This window comes from Natronoarchaeum rubrum (assembly GCF_024494695.1).
The window spans coordinates 721,204-739,040 of sequence record NZ_JANHDP010000001.1; the positions used below are offsets into that span (position 1 = coordinate 721,204).

Below are 17,837 nucleotides of genomic sequence, written 5' to 3' on the forward strand. Positions count from 1 at the left end.
CCGTGTCCCCGGCGGCACGCACCGGTCAGCGACGAGCGGGCGTCACGGCAGGAGTCCGCCGACGCGTCGGCGGTCCCGGATCGACTCCAGCCGGACGCGCTCGTCGAACACCTCGTCGATCGTCTCGATCGTGATCGGATCGACCGCATCCCCGAGGGTACACACGAGCCGACCGCCGGTGCCCGCCACGCGCCACCGTAGCAAGTGGAGGAAGCGGAACAGCGTGAACGGGCAGACCGATCCCGCGTCGGCGAGCGCGTCGCCGCTCACCAGGACGTCCGGCTCGCTCCGACGAGCGACCCGGTCCGAGACCGAAATACCGAGCTCGGAGAGCGGCTCTGCGCCGCCGCTCTCGGGCACGACAGCGACGTCGGCGTCCGCCGTCGCGAGCGACTCGTCGAGGCGGTCGTCGACCCCCGGGACGACGACGACCTCGTCGGTCACGAGTTCGGTCGCGCGCTCGAATCGCTCCGGCGCCGGGCCGGTCACGAGAACGCTGCCGGTCGGGGCGCCTGCGGCATCGGGGTCGGTATCGGTCATGTCGCGTGTTCCCTCGTCCGTCGGAACACCCGGTTTCCCCATAGTTACTCGCCGGCTACTTGCCGGTTAATTACCGTTTACGGGCGCTCGACCCGGCGGTCGCGGACCCGTCGCTACCGCAAACGTCGGAGACCGAAAAACGGGAACTGCGACGGCCGAAACCCGCTCAGAAGGAGTTCTTGATCTTCTCGAAGAACCCGGTCTCGACCTCGATCTCCTCGCCGCCGGCTTCGGCGAACTGCTCCAGCGCCTCGCGCTGGTCCTCGTTGAGCGAGTCGGGCGTGACGATCTGGACCTGCACGTAGAGATCGCCCTGGCCTCGACCGCGGAGCCGCGGCATCCCCTTGTTCTCCAGGCGGAACGTCTCCCCGCTCTGGGTGCCCTCGGGAACGTCCATCTCGACGGGGCCGTCGAGCGTCGGCACCTCGATCGTGTCGCCGAAGGTCGCCTGCGGGAACGAGATCGGCTCGCGGTGCTGGAGGTCGTCGCCGTCGCGCTCGAAGTCGGGGTGGTCCGCGACCGACACCTCGATCAGCAGGTCGCCGTTCTGTCGGCGGGTGTCGCCGGGTTCGCCCTCGTTCTCCATCCGGAGCGTCTGACCGTCCTGGATGCCGGCGGGGATGTCGACGGTCAGCGTCGACGTCTTGGTCACCTGTCCGTCGCCGCCGCAGTCGCTGCAGGTTTCCTCGTACAGTTCGCCCTGTCCCGAGCAGCGCCGACAGGTCTGGGTCTGCTGGACGCGCCCGAGCGGCGTCTGCTGGACCTGCGTGACCTGCCCGCGGCCCTCACACTCCGGGCAGGTTCGTGCGTCGGCGTCCGGCGGGTGGCCGGCGCCGTCGCAGGTGTCGCAGTTCTCGGGGCGGCGCACGGTCACTTCCTTCTGGACGCCCTCGTAGGCTTCCTCGAGGTCGAGTTCCAGTGTCGTCCGGAGGTCGGCGCCCCGGCCGGAGTCGCCGCGGCCGCGACCGCCGCCACCGCCGCCGAAAATCTGGTCGAAGATGTCGCCCATGCCGCCGCCTCCGCCGCCCGCGCCGCCGAAGGGACCGCCGGCACCGCCACCGCCGCCGCCGAACGGTCCCCCCGCACCGCCGCCGAACGGGCCGCCCGCGCCACCGCCGCCGCGACCGCCGTCGAAGCCGCCGTGCTTCTCGGCTTCCTGGAAGCGCTCGTGGCCGAGGCGGTCGTAGGCGTTGCGCTTCTCCTCGTCGGTCAGTACCTCCTTGGCTTTCTGGGCTTTCTTGAACTTCTCCTCGGCGTTCGGGTCGTCGCTGACGTCGGGATGGAGCTCGCTGGCTTTCTTCCGGTAGGCCTGCTGAATCTCGTCCTCGGACGCGTCCTGACTCACGCCGAGAATATCGTAGAAGTCCTCGCTCATTCGTTGTAGCCCCGTAGACGGTTGGGACACTTGAAAAGAACGGCTTGGCCGGGACGGGCGCGACGCCGCCGCGAAATAGCCGCGGGCGAGTGTGGTCACCCAGAAAATGGCTACGGGCGAGTTGGATACCGCCGCGGAGTAGCCGCGCCGGCAGGAGGTCGCCGAGTAGCCGCATCGGTAGGACGCCGCGGCGTCAGCGGCGTCCCGACCGGCCCACCGGGCGTCAATCGCGCTCGCCGATCACTCGTCGAGCGCCAGCGTCACGTCCTCGTAGTCGGTCTCGCAGGGCGGCCCGTCGGCGAACCGGTAGGTCGCGCCCGACCGGCCGATCGCGATAAGCGAGGAGGACTGCGTTCCGTAGCCGTCGCCGTGGATGCAGACGCCGAACTCGTGGTCGCCCAGCGCCTCGCCGGCCCGATCGATCCAGCCGGTCGCCGTCTCGCCGGGTTCGACCGCGAGCGCCTCGCGGAGTCGGGTCGCGTTCTCCGCCTGTCGTTCGCCCGCGTCAGGGCGTCGCTTCGGGATCGAAAACCGGCCGTCGGCGCCGACGTTGACGACGACGTGGACGCCGGGATCGAACTGCAGGAAGTCGAGGCTCCCGTCCCACTCGTAGTACAGCGCCGCTCCGGCGTCGGCGATCACCAGGTTGAACCCCTCGTACTCGCGGTCGCGGACCGCTCGTTCGACGAATCGACCCGCAGCCTCGGCGCTCGGCCGGCGGAGCGCGTCGCGGACGAGCAGGCCCCGCGAGCGCTCGCCGGCGAGGTCGGCGTCGTTCCACCGGTTGGTGATCGCGACGAGGAGGCCCCGTTCGTTGTACCCGATCCAGGTCCCCCCGGCCTCGGCGTCCCGCGGCGCGACGACGCGGGGATCGCGTTCGAGCACCGCCGGCGGTTCGGACGGCCGACCGTCGGCCTCGTCGCGGTTCGCCGCGACCGCGACGGGCGTGTCGGGAAACACCTGCCAGGCGAGGGTCAGCGTGCACACGCGAACACGTACGCGGACGGCGCCGATAAACCCACTGTCGACGATGCGCACGCCGATCACTGTCGGCCGAAATCGATGGAGGGCACCGTTCTGTGACCGCACTCCGCAGTGTTGATTTCGTAGTGTTTGTACCTGCAACAACGAGAGAAGTAGCAGACATATACGGAATCCGCAACGTATAATCTTAATTTTATAAAATATGAATGTCTTGGGGCATAAAATACGAAAACGTGATTTAGGGGTGCAACAGAGTGACCATGAGATGGAACTCGACGACGTCGATAAGGGGATCCTCTTTCTCCTCCAACAGGACGCGCGACACCTGACGACAAAGGAGATGGGCGAGCGCGTCGGCGTGTCGGCGAGCACCGTACGAAACCGCATCGAGCGACTCGAAGACGAGGGGATCATCCGGGGGTATCATCCCGACATCGACTACGACAAGGCGGGACTCCAGTTGCACGTGCTGTTCATCTGTAGCGCCGAGAGCGCCGATCGCGACCGCCTCGCCACGGAAGCCTGTTCGGTCAACGGCGTCGTGCAGACACAAGAGGTGCTCAACGGTAGCGACAACCTGCAGGTCGAGGCCGTGGGCACCGACACCGACGACATCGCTCGGATCAGCGACGCGCTCCACGACCTCGGACTCGACGTCGTGAACTCGAAGATCCTCAAGAGCACCCGCGTCCAGCCGTTCGATCACTTCGGCCGGAGCGTCGTCGAGGATGACGATGAGTGACGAGCACCGGTTCACGTTCGACCCGGGCCAACAACCGAGCGCGGCCGTAATCGCGGCCGTCGCCGAAGTCCGTAACCGCGAGCAGGACGAGCTTCCGTCGCTGTACAGCACCATCGACGGGGATCGCCTGGACGACGTAGTCCAGTCGGACGATCCGCTCCCGGCGGGCGAGCCGGTCCGCGTCCAGTTCACCTACGCCAACTGCGAGATCACAGTCACCAGCCACGGCGCGATCACCGTCTCCGAAGCCACCGACGGCGACTGAAGCTACTTCTCGCCCGCCATCTCCCGGTCCGCGTCGCGTAGCGTCTCGCGCACGCGCTCCCTGTCGACGGTGCCCGACGCCGTTCGGGGGAGCGCGTCCGCGAACGCCACCGTCCGCGGGAGCTTGTACCCCGCGAGGCGCTCGCGACAGTGTTCGCGCACCGCGTCGGCGTCGAGCGTCTCGACCGCGTCCCGCTCGTTCGCAGCGTCCTCGGGCGCGACGAGCGCGGCGACGCGCTCGCCCCATTCGGCGTCGTCGATCCCGAGCACCGCCGCGTCGCGGATTTTCGGATGGTCGCGGAGCGCCTCCACCACCTCCCCGGGGTCGACGTTCTCGCCGCCGGTGACGATCCGGTCGTCGCGACGGTTGAGCACCCACAGGCGCCCGCCCCGATCGCGGTAGCCCACGTCACCGGTGTGCAGCCCGTGCTCGCCGAACGACGCCTCGGTCGCCGCGGCGTCGCCGTAGTAGCCCGGCGTCACGGTCGGCCCGTCGACGACGAGTTCGCCCGTCTCGCCGGCCGGCAGCGGATCGCCGTCCTCGTCGACGATCGTCACCGTGGTTCCGAGCAGCGGTCGCCCGACCGTTCCTTCGTGTGCGAACGCCTCGCGGGGGGTCGCCGTGGCGACCTGCGAGGCCGTCTCGGTCATCCCGAACGTGGGGTTGACGGGCACGTCGCGGCGCTCGCAGGCGTCGATCAGGTCGGTGCCGGCCGGCGCGCCGCCGAGCAGGACGAACCGCAGCGAGTCGGGCAGCTCCGCGCCCCCATCGATGATCCGCCGAAGCATCGTCGGCACCAGCGAGACGCCCGTGACGCCGTACTCGCGGGCGACCGCTGGCGTCCGCTCGGCGTCGAACGTCGACTGGAGGACGACGGTGGTGCCGTACAGCGTCGACCGGAGCACGGGCGCCAGCCCGCCCATGTGGTACATCGGGAGACAGCAGAGCCACCGGTCGTCGGGTACGACGCCGAGCCGGAACGCCGACCCGACGGCGCTGGCGAGCAGGTTGCCCGCGGTCAGCGGGACGGCTTTCGGCTCGCCGGTGGTCCCCGAAGTGAACAGGATCACGCGCACGTCGACGGGGGTCCGCTCGACGCGGGGAAACACGCTGTCGTCGATATCCCGGTCGGAAGCGCTCGGATCGGTCGCGCTCGGGTCGATCGCGTCGACCGACACCACGGCGGGCGGCTCCGCGCACCGCTCGGCGGCCTCGCGGGCGCTCGCCTCGGTGTCGGCGTCGCACAGCAGCGTCGTCACGTCGGCGTTCTCGCAGGCTCGCGAGAGCTCTCCCGGGGTGTGCCGGACGTTCAGCGGGACGAGCACGGCGCCGAGCCGGTCGAGGGCGTGGACGACCAGCACGAACGGGAGGCCGGTGTCGAGCAGCGTCCCGACGTGGTCGCCGGGGGCGACGCCGCGGGCCGCGAGCGATCGGGCGACGGCGTCGGTCGCGGCATCGAGATCGGCGTAGGACCAGCGGGCGGCGCGTCCGGCGCTCGCCCCGGTGTCGGCCTCAGAGCCCGCGTCGGCGTCACCATCGGCGCTCGCCCCGGTGTCGATCACCGCTTCGGCGTCGGGCGACGCCGCGGCGCGGGCCGCGAGCCAGTCGGACTGGGGCCAGTCCGTCACGCGTCGGCACCTCCGTCCCACGGCCCGGCGGTGCCGAGTCCGTCGTCCTGCGGAATCGCGATATCGCCGCTCTCGACCGGCGCGGGATCGGGCGTGAGATCCGTCGCGAGCCGGTCGGCCGTCGCCAGCCCGCAGGGATCGATCCCGGGAATCGACGCCGCGAGGTGGACCGCGGCCGTGCGGGCGACGACGGCGTCGACGGTGGTCGTCACGATCGGCGTGACGCCGACGCGGCGCGCGCGCAGCGCTGCTCGGCGAGCGCGGTCGAGCCCGCCCAGCACCATCGGCTTGAGCACGATCACGTCGGCCGCGCCAGTTTCGACGATCTCGTCGACCGACGCCGTCCGCAGCGACTCGTCGAGCGCGACGCCGACGCCAACGGCGTCACGCCGGAGCGCGGCGTGTCCGTCGAGATCGTCCGGCGCGAGGGGTTGCTCGACGTACTCGACGCCGCTGTCGGCGAACGCTCGGAACGCCTCGCTCGCTCGTTCGCGATCCCAGGCGCCGTTGGCGTCGGCCCGGAGCGCCACCCCGCGCGGGAGCGCATCGCGGACGGCCGCGACGCGCTCGGCATCCTCCGCGACGGTGTCCGACCCGACCTTGAGTTTGAGACATCGGAACCCCTGCTCGACGGCACCCTCGGCGGCCGCAGCGACTTCGTCGGGCGAGCCGACGCCGATGGTCGCGTTGACCGGCACGCGCTCGACGCGGCCGACGGAGCCGAGATAGCGGTACAGCGGGACGGCGTCCTGTCGCGCCCGGAGGTCCGCGAGCGCGAGGTGGACGGCGTGGCGGGCGGCGGGCGACCCGTCGACGGCTTCGAGCGCGGCTGCGGGGTCGTCGTCGTTCAGCCGGTCTGCAGCCGCGTCGAGGCGGTCGCGGCAGGTTTCGAGGGATTCGGTCCAGCCGGGCAGCGGCGTCGCCTCGCCGACGCCCGCGGCGGCCACTTCCGATACGCGAAGCAGAACTCCCTCGCGGCGCTCCATCGTTCCCGCGGCCGTTTCGAGCGGGGCGTCGAGATCGATCGCGAACTCCCGGAGTTCGGCGTCCATCAGATCACCACTCCGAGCGCGAACAGCGCCGAGAACGCCGCGAGCAGCTTCCCGGTGCGTTCCAGTGCGGGGTTGAGCGCCTCGCCGTCGGTGCGCGTACAGACGGTTCGGGCGACGCTCGCGGCCAGCGGAATCGTGAGCAGCGGCAGCAGGACGCCGGGGCCGAACGCGTCGCGAGTCGCCCACAGCAGGAGGGGGACGGCGTAGGCCAGCGCCAGCAGGCCGACGTACTCGACGCGGCTCCAGCGGTAGCCGATCAGCACGGCGAGGGTGTACTTGCCGGCCTCGCGGTCGGTCTCCATGTCGCGGACGTTGTTCACGACGATGATGTTCGTCGAGATCGCGGCGACCGGCAGACTGGCGAGGATCGCGACGGCGGGGATCGTCCCCGCGGGAATCGTCGTCGCCAGCGGCTCCGCGAGGACGGCCGCGGCCTGCACGTACACCGTCCCGACGACGGCGACGACGCCGAAAAAGACGAACACGAACAGATCGCCCAGCCCGTGGGATCCCAGCGGATAGGGCCCGCCCGCGTAGGCGTAGCCGCTCGCGACGCTCAGGAGACCGATCACCAGTATGGGGAGCCCGCCGACGTAGACGAGGTACGTTCCCAGGAGGATCGCCAGCCCGAACGTGGCGGCCATCGCGAATTTGACCTGCTCGGCCGGGATCAGCCCCGACTGGGTGACGCGGGTGAAGCCCTCGCGGCTCTCGTCGTCGACGCCCTTGACGGCGTCGTAGTAGTCGTTCGCGAAGTTCGTCCCGATCTGGATCAGCAGGGCGCCGACCAGCGCCGCCAGCGCCGGCCACGGCGCGAACACGCCCTCGTGGACCGCGATCGCGGCGCCGACGACGACCGGCGCGGCGCCCGCGGGCAGCGTCTGGGGACGGGTGGCCATCAGCCACGCTCGGCCCCGGCTCACGTCGGTACTCATTGGCTCGAAATCGGGACCGGTCGCGTGTTAAGCTTGGCATCTAGCGCGAGCGGCGAGAGGGACTGTAGGGCGTCGACGTACCGTCTCGAACGCGCTCGACCGCCCGGAAGCACTCATTCGATCGTCGCACCGGACGGCGGTTCGGGACTCGTTTCAGTCCTCGCCGTCGTCGGGGTCGAAAATATCCTCGATCGCACAGTCGAAGTGAGTTGCGAGATCGAACGCGAGTTCCAGCGACGGATCGTATCGGTTGCGTTCGATCGCGTTGATCGTCTGTCGGGTGACGTCGACGGCCTCGGCGAGATCGCCCTGACTGATGCCCTCGGCTTCGCGTCGCTCGGAGAGATTGTTCTGCATGAAAGTGCGCTATTTGACGATTCCGTAACAGATGCCGTACAACAGGAACAGCGCCGAGAGGGTGAGAACCATCCCGGAAACCGCCCCCGAGATCTCGAACTGGCCGCCGGCGTCGAGGACGTACAGCACCGGAAGCACGCTCAGGCCTAGAACCATCGTGACCCGGAGCGCCAGCCCGCTGGCGTGGTTGTGTAACTCGTAGTCCCGCTCGTCCTGGAGCGTCCGATCGCTCAGTCGCGGCGCGGCGACGGTGATCGTGCCGCCGATCCACGTGCCGAGCAAGTAGACGACCGCGCCGGCGAGGTGCTGCCCGAGTGCGATCCCGACGAACAGTCCGAGAACGGCGACGGCGACGATGCCGTACACGAGCCGTCTGTACGTCCGGCGTCCGAGTCGCGACATCACTGTGATGGTTGTCATGGCGAACGGCCCTGGCTAGTAAAGAGTCTTTTACACCCGGTATTAAAATTGGCGTTCGATCGACGGTCGGAGGGCGGCCGTTCCGAGAATCGCGTTCGGCTCCGGCTCTCGCCCGGTCTCAGGCGACCCGATACGTTTCGATACGGCGAACGGCGAGCCGGTAGGCGCCCGGAATCGCGAGAGCGCTCCCGACGATCACGACCCAGCCGAGCGCTCGCAGCGCGTCGACGCCGACGTCGAGGCCGAAGGGCAGCCGCTCCGAGAGCACGAGGGCGGCGACAGTGCGTGCAGTCTCGTTGGCGACGACAGCCACCGCGAACACGGTAACGCTCAGGTACGTCGAGAAGATGCTGTACGCGCGCTTGCTCGGCGGTACCGCCCGTCTGGCGGCGTCCAGACTGACCGCATCGAACCGCGGGAACGCCGATCCGATACCGGTCGCGACGACCGCGCTCCCGACGACCGCAGCGCCTCCGGCGACGCCGAGGCCGATCAGCTCCCGGAGAGGCGCGCCGGCCATCTGACCCGCGACGACGGCGATGCCCGCGGTCAGCGGGGCGCCGACGAGCGACGCCGCGACGACGTTGCCGCGGACGACGTGTCGGCCGCGCGCCGGCGCCGTCAGCAGCGTCGGCAGTACCGCGCCCTGGTTCCCGAGCGGGTTCAACGGCACCACGGCGCCGGACGCCCACGCGCCGTACCAGACGACGAACCACGGCACGTACCACGGGACCGCCCCGGTCGTCACCGCCGTCTCGACGAAGACGATCGCAGCGAGGAGCGGCGGGGCGACGAACACGAACTGGAACGGCGAGCGCACCGCTCGGTGGAGCGTCGTGCTCGCGATGCCGCGCGTCGCGGGCGTTCGGCAGACGGCCGCGAGCACGGCGTCGAGGTGGGAGCTCGGTGCCGTCGGCAGCTCCGACTCCTCGTCGTCGGCGTCCGGAGCGGGGCCGTCTGCCAGCCACGCGTACCGGGCGGCGGGCACCGCGAGCGCCGTCCCGCCGACGGTGACGACCGGCGCGAGTACGAGCAGGGCGATCGCGCCGGCGACGTCGACGCCGGCGTTCGGCGTCGTGGCGAACGCGAGCTGTCCGAACCACGCCAGCGGCGGGGACTGCAGCACCGGCTCCAGCCGCTGGACGATGGTCAACAGTTCGCCGGTCACCGAGAGGACGACGTACGCGGTCCCGACGCCGACGCCGAGAACGGTCGTGAGCCGCTGGAGGTTCCGCGATCGGCGAGCGATCCCCTTGAGCGCGAAGCCGATCGGATAGCCGACCGCGGCCGCCGTGACCGGGATGACGACCGCCACGGCGGTGATTCCGAGCAAGGGACGCAACGAGCCGGTTCCCGCGACCAGCCCGGCACCGACGGCCGCTCCCAGCCCGATCGTGTAGACGGAGAACTTGGCCGCCGCGGCGAGCAGCAACCCGCCGACGATGTCGGCGGCCGGTCGAATCGTGAGGTACTGATTGTCGTTGTCGAGGTCGCCGTTCCCGCCGAGACTGTCGGCCACGAGGAGGATCGTCAGGAAGAGCCAGAGAACGCTCGTGGCGATCACCGGCCACGAGGGGAGGGGTGCGCCAGCGGAGACGGTCGAGCCGACGGATCTGGCCGCCTCGAACGTTTCGAGGAGCAAGAACGCGCCGACGAATCCCATCAGGACGGTGAAGGCGAGCCAGAGGTCCTGATGTCTCACCCACCGGTAGCCGCGGAGGAGCTCGACTCTCGCGACCTCCAGGCTCGGTCGGGGCGACGGCACCACAGTCCGAAGCCGCCGTCGCGACGCCGCGTCGTGACGCCGAGCCGGCGTCGTCGCGGACGAGGCCGCGTCCGAAAGATCGGGCGACTTCTCAGACATCGGTTCGGCCCCCGTCGGAGGCCGGGGCTCCGGCTTCCGCCGATCGAGTGTCCGTGGCGTCGGGCTCCCGTTCGGCGGTGATCTCCAGGAAGGCGGTTTCGAGATCCGGCGACTCGTCGGCGAGAGCCTTGAGTTCCGCGGGCGGCGCCTCCGCGACGAGCGCGCCCTCGTTGATGACGCCGATCGTGTCGGCGAGTTCGTCGACGATCGGGAGGATGTGCGTCGAGAGGAAGACGGTCATCTCACGGGTCACGAGATCGGCGATCGTGTCCCGAACGGTGCGAGCCGCGCGCGGATCGAGGCCGCTGGTGGGCTCGTCGAGAAAGACGACGTCTGGCTCGTGAAACAGCGCCGCGATGATCCCGACCTTCTTGGCCATGCCGGTCGAGTACGACGCGATCCGTTCGTCGGCGTCGGCGAGGAGGCCGAAGCGGTCGAGCAGCGTCTCGATGCGCTCGTCGGCGTCGCCGTCGGACATGCCGTGAAGTCGAGCGACGTGACGGAGCTGCTCCCACGCGGTGAGCTCGTCGAAGACCGGCGGATCGGCGGGCAGGTAGCCGATGTGTTGGGTGAGCTCGCGGCGGTTCGACACCGGGACGCCGGCGACCGTCGCCGACCCGGCCGTGGGCTCGGTGAGCGCGGTCAGCATCCGCATCGTGGTCGTCTTGCCGGCGCCGTTCGGGCCGAGGAATCCGTAGACCGTTCCTCTCGGGATCGACAGCGAGACGTCGTTCACCGCCGTCTTCTCGCCGAAGCGCTTCGTCAGCCCGTCGGCGACGATCGCGTCCTCGGTCATGGGCGGGTCACCGCCGGGAGGGCAGCGACTCTGCGACTCGCGACACTAGCTCGGGCGGTCGTGGACGCCGGTGGTGCGGCGGGGTGCTCGAGGGGCATGGGGGTGTAAACACTCCTTTACAGTAAAACGTTCTTTACACCCCTGGCATTAAAGCTGTCGGTGGGACCACACCCTCACCGATAATCGGTCGCCGCGGCGGCGACGACGGCGCCGTCTGCTCATCGGAGACTCGCACGAAACGCAGCGACGACGCTGCAGAGAACGTCGGTAGTCCGGGAGGCGGCGTCCGTACCGGTCGAAAAGTGTGCTCGCGTGGCGTCGCTCGACGCCGAATCAGTACTTCCAGGGGAACTCGTCGAAGTCGGGCTCTCGGCCCTCGTTGAACGCGTCCCGGCCCTCCTGGGCCTCGTCGGTCATGTAGCCGAGCCGCGTCGCCTCGCCGGCGAACACCTGCTGACCGACCAGTCCGTCGGAATCCAGATTGAACGCGTACTTGAGCATCCGCATCGCGTTCGGACTCTTCGAGTTGATCCGCTCGCCCCACTCCAGCGCTCGCTCTTCGAGTTCCTCGTGGGGAACCGCCTCGTTGACCATCCCCATGTCGGCGGCCTCCTCGGCGCTGTAGGTCTTTCCGAGGAAAAACACTTCGCGAGCCTTCTTCTGGCCGATCTGGCGCGCGAGGTAGGCCGACCCGAACCCAGCGTCGAAACTGCCCACGTCGGGGTCGGTCTGGAGGAACTTGGCGTGCTCCTCGCTGGCGATCGTCAGGTCACAGACCACGTGCAGGCTGTGGCCGCCGCCGACCGCCCAGCCCGGCACCACGGCGACGACGACTTTCGGGATGTGCCGGATCAGGCGCTGGACTTCGAGGATGTGCAGGCGCCCGTGCTCGCTGGCGCGCTCCTCGTCGCCCTCGTACTCGTAGCCGTCCGCGCCGCGGATTCCCTGGTCGCCGCCCGACGAAAAGGCCCAGCCGCCGTCGTCGGGCGAGGGGCCGTTGCCCGTCAGCAGCACGCAGCCGACATCTGTCTGGCGCTTGGCGTGGTCGAGCGCGTCGTACAGTTCGTCGACCGTTTTGGGACGGAAGGCGTTCCGCTTTTCGGGCCGGTCGAACGCGATCCGGACGGTGTGGCCCGACGCGGAGCGGTGGTAGGTGACGTCGTCGAAGTCGAACGCCTCGATCGGCTCCCAGCGCTCGGGGTCGAATATCTCCGAGACCATTTTCGCGTGACTCGGGGCGGTACGGGCAAATAGGTTGCCGTCCGGGCGTCGGACGGCCCTGCCGTCAGCCCAACCATTAGACGTGATGCCGACGTAGCTCCGAGCGAGACAGATGACCGAGAACCAGCGACGCCGCGACCGCAGTTCGACGCCGAAAACGGGTGAGCGACCGTGAACGCGGGCGATCCTGACGCCGACGCTGCGGCTGGAACCGATCCCGGCGCAGACGATCCGCTGGGACTCCACGGCATCGTGCCGCCGATGATCACCGCCTTCGCCGAGGACGAATCGGTCGACGAGGCCGCCACCGCCACCCACGCGCGGTTCCTCGTCGATCGCGGCGTCCACGGCGTCTTCGCGCTCGGGACGAACGGCGAGTTTCCGCTACTGACCGCCGAGGAGCGTGACCGAGTGGTCGAGACCGTCGTCGACGAGGTCGGCGGCGAGGTACCCGTGCTGGCGGGCGTCGGCGCCGAAAGCACCCGCGAGACGATCGAGCGCGCCAACGCCGCCGAGGCGGCCGGCGCGGACGGGCTGGTCGTCGTGGTGCCGTACTACTTCCCGGTCGACGACGACGGCCTCGTCGAGCACTACCGCCGCGTCGCCGACGCCGTCGACACTCCCGTCTACGCGTACACGTTCCCCGACATGACGGGCAACGAGCTCTCGCCCGCGGCGCTCGACGGCATCGCCGCGATCGACGGTGTCGAAGGGCTCAAAGACACCAGCGAGGACGTCGTCCAGATGCAGCGGAGCCTCCGCGAACATCCCGATTTTACCTACCTGATCGGAGCGAACCGACTGGCTCACGTCGGTCTCTCGATGGGCTGTGACGGCGCGGTGCTTTCGGTCGCCAACGCCTTCCCGGAGCTCGCCGTCGACCTCTACGAGGCCGTCCAAGCGGGCGACGACGAGCGCGCTCGCGAGTTGCAGGGCGACCTTTCGGACCTGCTGGACGCGATGGAGCGGGGACCGTTCCTCGCGGGCGTCAAGGCTGCCCTCGACCTGCGCGGGTTCGACGTCGGCCCGATGCGGAGCCCGCTGCGGTCGTTCTCGACCGAACAGAAAGACGCGCTGCAGGACGCGCTGGTCGACCTGCACGACGACGACAAGCTGCTCGTCGAGTAAATTCGGCCCGCGCCCGGACGACGCCGTGCAGCGGGGCCGGCGCACCGAACCGTTTTTGACGCGACGAGACATATCGGGAAGCCAATAGCTACGCGCACAGATGACGGAAACGTTCTACGACGTGCTCGGCGTGCCCGAGACCGCCGACCAGGACGACATCCAGTCGGCCTACCGGGAGAAGGTCAAGGAGTACCACCCGGACGTCAGCGACCGCGACGACGCCGCCGAGCGCTTCAAGGCGGTTACTCGGGCCGAGGAGGTGCTCGGCGACGAGGCCGAGCGGGCCCGGTACGACCGGCTGGGCCACGACGCGTACGTGCGCCACCTCGACGGCGCCAACGCCGCCGGGAACGAGCGCTCGCCGTGGACGAACGCGGGCGGAAGCGGGGGCGACGAATCGATGGACGAGGAGAGCGGATCGACCGCCAGCGGGTCGGGATCGACCGCTAGCGGGTCGTCCTCGACGCGTGAGCGCGCCCGAGCGGCGGCGGGCGCCGAAGAAAGCGGGGGCGGAACGAGCCAGCACCGCAAACAGCGGCGCCGACGCCGCACCGCCGAGCGACGGTCGGACCCGTCGTGGACGCCCGACGACGCCGACGCCCGGCGCGAGTCCGCCGAGGCGTCGAGCGCGGCGGGCGACGGCGGGTACACCGTCCACGACTGGGAGCCGGCCGACAGGTCGTTCATCGGCGAGCGACCGTCGCTGACGCGCAACGAGTTCGTCCAGATCGCGATTCTGGGGTTGCTGTATCCGGCGTTGCTCTACAGCGCGGTGACGCCCGCGTTTCCGCTGCTGATCAACGGCGTCGTCGCGGCGCTGGTACTGCTTCTGATCGGGTATCTCATCACGCGCCCGCTGATCGCCGGCATGGTCTTCGGCGCCTGGAGCGTGCTCGCGCCCGCGGCGTTGCTGTCGCTCGGCGTCGAGATGCTCTCGGTGATGGCGCTGACCGTGGTGCTCGGCTGCTGGATCCCGCTCGGGTACTCCGTCACCGTCGCGTTCGTCCTCCGGTGGTAACGACGGGGCGCCGCGGCGTCGCAGCCGGCGCTGGGGAACTCACCGTCCGAGTCGCTCGCAGACGGCGTCGTGGATCGCCTCGCGCGTGCGGTGGCTCTCCTCGCCGTCGATCCGGAACTCGATCACTTGCGTACCCTCGGCGGCCAGCGACGCGTCGTAGGCGTCGCGGAACGCCGACAGCGTCTCGACGCGAGAGAAGTCGAGTCCGTAGAGTTCGCCGGTCGGCGCGAAGTCGAGTCCGTGGGGCGTCTTGAACTGGTCGGTGAAGGGCGGATCGAACGCCTCGATCGGCAGCAGGTGGAAGATGCCGCCGCCGTCGTTGTTGACGAGGACGATCGTGGCGTCGACGCCGCAGCGCGCGACCGCCAGCAGCCCGTTCATGTCGTGGTAGTACGCCAGATCGCCCGTCACGAGCACGAGCGGGTCGTCGGTCGCGCTGCCCGCGCCCAGCGCCGTGCTCGCGATGCCGTCGATGCCGCTGGCGCCGCGGTTCCCCAGCGCGGTGAGATCGGCGCCCCGCGGTCGACCGAAGCGGTCGAGGTCGCGGACCGGCATGCTGTTGGACACGAACACGGTCGCCGGGTCGGGGGCGCGCTCGATCGCGGCCGCGACGACCGCCCCCTCGTACGGTTCGCCCTCATCGAGATCGTCGTCGAACTTGTCGATCGCCGCCCAGTAGTCGCGCTCGGCGGCGAGCCAGCGGTCGCGCCAGTTTGCGGCGTCGGCCGACGCCGCTGTGGCGTCTGCCGACAGCCGTTCGGCGAGCGTCCGGATCGTTCGCTCGGGGTCGGCACTCAGAAGGTCGGTCGTCGTGAACGTCGCGTCGCGCCACTCGCCGGCGGGATCGAGCAGGTACTGGCGGGCGTCAGCGTCTCGGAGGTAGTTCCGCAGCGGCTTCGAGGTCGGCGAGGCGCCGAAGCGCACGACGACCTCGGGATCGGGCCAGTCGCCGACGACCCGGTCGTCGAGATAGCCGTCGTAGCCGCCGAGCACCGGCGCCGCGTCGGCGTGCGAGCCGAAGCGGAGCCCCGAGAGCGGGTCCGCGAGAATCGGGAACCCCGTCAGGTCGGCGAGCCGGGCGACGGCGTCGGGATCGACGCCGGGCGACGCCGCGGCGTCCGCGGCGGAAGTGCCGGCGTCGGCGGCCGCAGTGTCGGAGTCCGCGGCCGCAGTCATCGGATCCGCCGGCCCGGCGACGATCAGCCCGCGGTCGGCGCCCGCGAGATCGTCTGCGAGCCGGTCCAGCGCGGCGTCGTCGAGCGTCGGCCGCCCGCCGGTCGACCGGACGAAGGGGCCACCTCTCCCCGCCGCACCGAGCGGCTCGCGCTCGGCGAGGTCGTCGGGCACGTCGTCGGACACCTCGATCGGCTCCAGCGGCTTCCGGAACGGGACGTTGAGATGCACCGGCCCGGCGGGGACGCCGGTCGACTCGGCGATGGCGCGGGCAGCATCGGTCCGCAGGCGCCGGAGCTTCCGCCCCGTCGGTTCGGGCTCCGGAAGATCCCGGAACCAGCGCACGGCGTCGCCGTAGAGCTTCTCCTGATCGATCGTCTGGTTGGCGCCGCTGTCTCTGAGTTCCGGCGGACGATCGGCCGTCAGGAGGACCATCGGGACTCTTGCCTGACTAGCCTCGATCACGGCGGGGTGGAAGTTCGCCGCCGCGGTGCCCGAGGTGCAGATCAGCGGCGTCGGCTCGCCGGTCCGCCGGGCGCGGCCGAGCGCGAAGTACGCCGCCGAGCGCTCGTCGAAGTGCGAGAAGACGGTCAGATCGGGATGATCGGCGGCGGCGACGGTCAGCGGCGTCGAGCGGCTGCCCGGCGCGACGCAGACCGCCGATACTCCGCCGGCGACCAACTCCGCGATCAGCGTCTCGGCCCACAGCGTGTTTCGATTGGGGTGGCTCATTCTAGCGCGTCGAGCATCGGCCCGTACTTCAGCTGTACCTCGTCCCACTCGCGGTCGGGGTCGCTGTCGGCGACGATGCCGGCGCCGGCGAACAGGGTCGCCCGGTCGCCGCGGGCCAGCGCCGAGCGGATGCCGACCGCGAAGGCGCCGTCGCCGGCGGCGTCGAACCAGCCGACCGGCGCGGCGTACCAGCCCCGATCGAACGTCTCGGTCTCCTTGATCGTCTCCCAGGCGGTCTCGGGCGGCAGCCCGCCGACCGCGGGCGTCGGGTGCAGCGCCTCGACCAGCGAGAGCACGTGTTCGACGTCGTCTAGCTCGGCGGTGATCGGCGTCTGGAGGTGCTGGACGGTCGGGAGCTTTCGGACCGTCCGCTGGCCCGTCCGGACCGACCCGGCGAAGGGAGCGAGCTGGTCGCGGACAGCCTCGGCGACCAGCTCGTGCTCGTGGATGTCCTTCTCGCTGCCCAGCAGCTCGTTGGCGAGCCACTCGTCCTCCTCGGGCGTGTCGCCCCGGCCCGTCGAGCCGGCCAGCGCCTCGGTCCTGACTGTGCGCCCCGACAGCGAGACGAGCCGCTCGGGCGTCGCGCCGAAGAAGCTCGCGCCCGCCTCGGGCTGGACGAGAAACCGGTGACAGTCCGGGTAGGAGCGATCGAGCCGGGCCATCGCGTCGGGGAGCGATAGCGGCGCGGCGAGCTCGGTCGACAGCGCCTGCGCGAGCACGACCTTCCGGAGGTCGCCGCCCTCGATCCGCTCGACTGCGGCCCGGACCTGTTGTCGCCACTCTCGGCGAGAGGTCGTCCGCTCGCGCTCGACGACGCCGGGAGGATCGCAGGGGTCGCCTGTCGCGTCGGCGGCCTCGATCTCCTCGGCGACGGCGTCGAGACGCCGATCGACGGCGTCTGGATCGGGCGGATCGACCGCCGCGACCGTCAGCCAGACGCCGTCGTCGCTCCAGGCGAGTTGCACTTGCGGGAGGACGAAGCGGGCGCCGGGGAACCCCTCCCAGAGTCCAGCAGGCTCGTGATCGTCGTGAAACGCGAACCCGCCGAACAGCCGCGGGCGGGCGACGGCCGCCTCGCCGTCGGCGTCGAGGCCCGAGAACAGGCGTTCCGCGGCGTCCCGCACCGCGTCGAAGCGGTCGGGGCCGTCGGCGGCGATCGTCGACGCCGCGCCCCAGCCCGCGATCGTCGGGCCGTCCGGCGGCGTCCAGAGGCCTCTCGGCGGTTCGAAGGCGTCGAGCACGGCGCGGCGCGACACGTCCGCGAGTTCGCGGCGCCGGGTCACGAGCGGTCCGTCCGCCGGATCTCGGCGGTCGTCACCGCTGCGCAGCGATTCCATCGCACGTCACTCGGGAGGCCGGACTATTTAGCCTGTCCCTCTGGTTCGGGAGGCCGTCGGAACCGATCTCATCGCCCGGTCCGGTGCGGTTGTCGACCCCAGTCTCGCATCCGTTCGACGCGAGCGTCGGTACCGACCGCCGGTGGTCACGGCACGGCGTTCCGTGGGAACCGCTACCGGTACGCTTTTTTCCGGGTCCTCCGAAGGGTTCGGCAATCCGCCGACGCGGCGCCGTCGATCGGTCGGCGCCGACGCTCGGTCACGCTATCA

General features: G+C 70.3%; 17 protein-coding genes. 4 read left to right on the forward strand and 13 right to left on the reverse strand.

Annotated elements, in window-relative coordinates:
• Positions 1–42: 42 nt before the first annotated feature.
• The 3 genes from NO931_RS03780 to NO931_RS03790 form a co-directional block, all read right to left on the reverse strand.
• A complete protein-coding gene (locus tag NO931_RS03780) occupies positions 43–540 on the reverse strand; it encodes a DUF7504 family protein (protein ID WP_256391288.1) in 498 nt (165 codons plus the stop codon).
• 166 nt (positions 541–706) lie between these two features.
• Complete coding sequence (gene dnaJ / locus NO931_RS03785) at positions 707–1,915, reverse strand: molecular chaperone DnaJ (protein WP_256391289.1); 1,209 nt, start codon at positions 1,913–1,915, stop codon at positions 707–709.
• A 240-nt stretch (positions 1,916–2,155) separates the two neighbouring features.
• The gene (locus NO931_RS03790) at positions 2,156–2,902 is read right to left on the reverse strand and encodes an NRDE family protein (RefSeq protein ID WP_256391290.1); all 747 of its coding nucleotides are present in this window, start codon (positions 2,900–2,902) and stop codon (positions 2,156–2,158) included.
• 262 nt (positions 2,903–3,164) lie between these two features.
• Here NO931_RS03790 and NO931_RS03795 point away from each other — a divergent pair, with 262 nt between their 5' ends.
• Positions 3,165–3,641 carry an Lrp/AsnC family transcriptional regulator gene (locus NO931_RS03795; protein ID WP_256391291.1) on the forward strand — a complete coding sequence of 159 codons (477 nt, stop codon included), beginning with the start codon at positions 3,165–3,167 and terminating at the stop codon, positions 3,639–3,641.
• A complete protein-coding gene (locus tag NO931_RS03800; RefSeq protein ID WP_256391292.1) occupies positions 3,634–3,906 on the forward strand; it encodes a HalOD1 output domain-containing protein in 273 nt (90 codons plus the stop codon). Before NO931_RS03795 ends, NO931_RS03800 begins: the two co-directional genes overlap by 8 nt.
• A gap of 2 nt (positions 3,907–3,908) precedes the next feature.
• On the opposite strand, the gene NO931_RS03805 is transcribed toward NO931_RS03800, so the two are convergent.
• The 8 genes from NO931_RS03805 to NO931_RS03840 form a co-directional block, all read right to left on the reverse strand.
• Complete coding sequence (locus tag NO931_RS03805; RefSeq protein ID WP_256391293.1) at positions 3,909–5,534, reverse strand: class I adenylate-forming enzyme family protein; 1,626 nt, start codon at positions 5,532–5,534, stop codon at positions 3,909–3,911.
• Positions 5,531–6,586, reverse strand: coding sequence for an o-succinylbenzoate synthase (gene menC / locus NO931_RS03810; protein ID WP_256391294.1), 1,056 nt, complete (start codon positions 6,584–6,586; stop codon positions 5,531–5,533). The genes NO931_RS03805 and menC overlap by 4 nt, the downstream gene beginning before the upstream one ends.
• Positions 6,586–7,521: a 1,4-dihydroxy-2-naphthoate polyprenyltransferase gene (locus NO931_RS03815; protein ID WP_256391295.1), complete on the reverse strand. Its 936-nt coding sequence runs from the start codon at positions 7,519–7,521 to the stop codon at positions 6,586–6,588. The genes menC and NO931_RS03815 overlap by 1 nt, the downstream gene beginning before the upstream one ends.
• Before the next feature lie 153 nt (positions 7,522–7,674).
• Positions 7,675–7,878 (reverse strand): helix-turn-helix transcriptional regulator, encoded by a 204-nt coding sequence (locus NO931_RS03820; protein ID WP_256391296.1) that lies wholly within the window; start codon positions 7,876–7,878, stop codon positions 7,675–7,677.
• Positions 7,879–7,887: 9 nt separating this feature from the next.
• Positions 7,888–8,298 carry a DUF2178 domain-containing protein gene (locus tag NO931_RS03825; RefSeq protein WP_256391297.1) on the reverse strand — a complete coding sequence of 137 codons (411 nt, stop codon included), beginning with the start codon at positions 8,296–8,298 and terminating at the stop codon, positions 7,888–7,890.
• A 118-nt stretch (positions 8,299–8,416) separates the two neighbouring features.
• The gene (locus NO931_RS03830) at positions 8,417–10,162 is read right to left on the reverse strand and encodes a hypothetical protein (protein ID WP_256391298.1); all 1,746 of its coding nucleotides are present in this window, start codon (positions 10,160–10,162) and stop codon (positions 8,417–8,419) included.
• On the reverse strand, positions 10,155–10,958 hold the full coding sequence (locus tag NO931_RS03835) for an ABC transporter ATP-binding protein (protein WP_256391299.1): 804 nt from the start codon (positions 10,956–10,958) through the stop codon (positions 10,155–10,157). The genes NO931_RS03830 and NO931_RS03835 overlap by 8 nt, the downstream gene beginning before the upstream one ends.
• 333 nt (positions 10,959–11,291) lie before the next feature.
• Positions 11,292–12,179: a 1,4-dihydroxy-2-naphthoyl-CoA synthase gene (locus NO931_RS03840; protein WP_256391300.1), complete on the reverse strand. Its 888-nt coding sequence runs from the start codon at positions 12,177–12,179 to the stop codon at positions 11,292–11,294.
• A gap of 171 nt (positions 12,180–12,350) precedes the next feature.
• Between NO931_RS03840 and NO931_RS03845 the strand changes: the two genes are divergently transcribed.
• A complete protein-coding gene (locus tag NO931_RS03845; protein ID WP_256391301.1) occupies positions 12,351–13,307 on the forward strand; it encodes a dihydrodipicolinate synthase family protein in 957 nt (318 codons plus the stop codon).
• A 100-nt stretch (positions 13,308–13,407) separates the two neighbouring features.
• The gene (locus NO931_RS03850; RefSeq protein WP_256391302.1) at positions 13,408–14,325 is read left to right on the forward strand and encodes a DnaJ domain-containing protein; all 918 of its coding nucleotides are present in this window, start codon (positions 13,408–13,410) and stop codon (positions 14,323–14,325) included.
• Between the two features lie 39 nt (positions 14,326–14,364).
• On the opposite strand, the gene menD is transcribed toward NO931_RS03850, so the two are convergent.
• Positions 14,365–16,230 (reverse strand): 2-succinyl-5-enolpyruvyl-6-hydroxy-3-cyclohexene-1-carboxylic-acid synthase, encoded by a 1,866-nt coding sequence (menD, locus tag NO931_RS03855; protein ID WP_256391303.1) that lies wholly within the window; start codon positions 16,228–16,230, stop codon positions 14,365–14,367.
• On the reverse strand, positions 16,227–17,567 hold the full coding sequence (locus tag NO931_RS03860) for an isochorismate synthase (protein WP_256391304.1): 1,341 nt from the start codon (positions 17,565–17,567) through the stop codon (positions 16,227–16,229). The genes menD and NO931_RS03860 overlap by 4 nt, the downstream gene beginning before the upstream one ends.
• Positions 17,568–17,837: the final 270 nt, after the last annotated feature.

Coding starts and splice junctions, on each gene's coding strand:
- NO931_RS03780 (WP_256391288.1), bottom strand. CDS start 540: ATGACCGATACCGACCCCGATGCCGCAGGCGCCCCGACCGGCAGCGTT.
- dnaJ (WP_256391289.1), bottom strand. CDS start 1,915: ATGAGCGAGGACTTCTACGATATTCTCGGCGTGAGTCAGGACGCGTCC.
- NO931_RS03795 (WP_256391291.1), top strand. CDS start 3,165: ATGGAACTCGACGACGTCGATAAGGGGATCCTCTTTCTCCTCCAACAG.
- NO931_RS03800 (WP_256391292.1), top strand. CDS start 3,634: ATGAGTGACGAGCACCGGTTCACGTTCGACCCGGGCCAACAACCGAGC.
- menC (WP_256391294.1), bottom strand. CDS start 6,586: ATGGACGCCGAACTCCGGGAGTTCGCGATCGATCTCGACGCCCCGCTC.
- NO931_RS03815 (WP_256391295.1), bottom strand. CDS start 7,521: ATGAGTACCGACGTGAGCCGGGGCCGAGCGTGGCTGATGGCCACCCGT.
- NO931_RS03820 (WP_256391296.1), bottom strand. CDS start 7,878: ATGCAGAACAATCTCTCCGAGCGACGCGAAGCCGAGGGCATCAGTCAG.
- NO931_RS03825 (WP_256391297.1), bottom strand. CDS start 8,298: ATGACAACCATCACAGTGATGTCGCGACTCGGACGCCGGACGTACAGA.
- NO931_RS03830 (WP_256391298.1), bottom strand. CDS start 10,162: ATGTCTGAGAAGTCGCCCGATCTTTCGGACGCGGCCTCGTCCGCGACG.
- NO931_RS03835 (WP_256391299.1), bottom strand. CDS start 10,958: ATGACCGAGGACGCGATCGTCGCCGACGGGCTGACGAAGCGCTTCGGC.
- NO931_RS03840 (WP_256391300.1), bottom strand. CDS start 12,179: ATGGTCTCGGAGATATTCGACCCCGAGCGCTGGGAGCCGATCGAGGCG.
- NO931_RS03850 (WP_256391302.1), top strand. CDS start 13,408: ATGACGGAAACGTTCTACGACGTGCTCGGCGTGCCCGAGACCGCCGAC.
- menD (WP_256391303.1), bottom strand. CDS start 16,230: ATGAGCCACCCCAATCGAAACACGCTGTGGGCCGAGACGCTGATCGCG.
- NO931_RS03860 (WP_256391304.1), bottom strand. CDS start 17,567: ATGGAATCGCTGCGCAGCGGTGACGACCGCCGAGATCCGGCGGACGGA.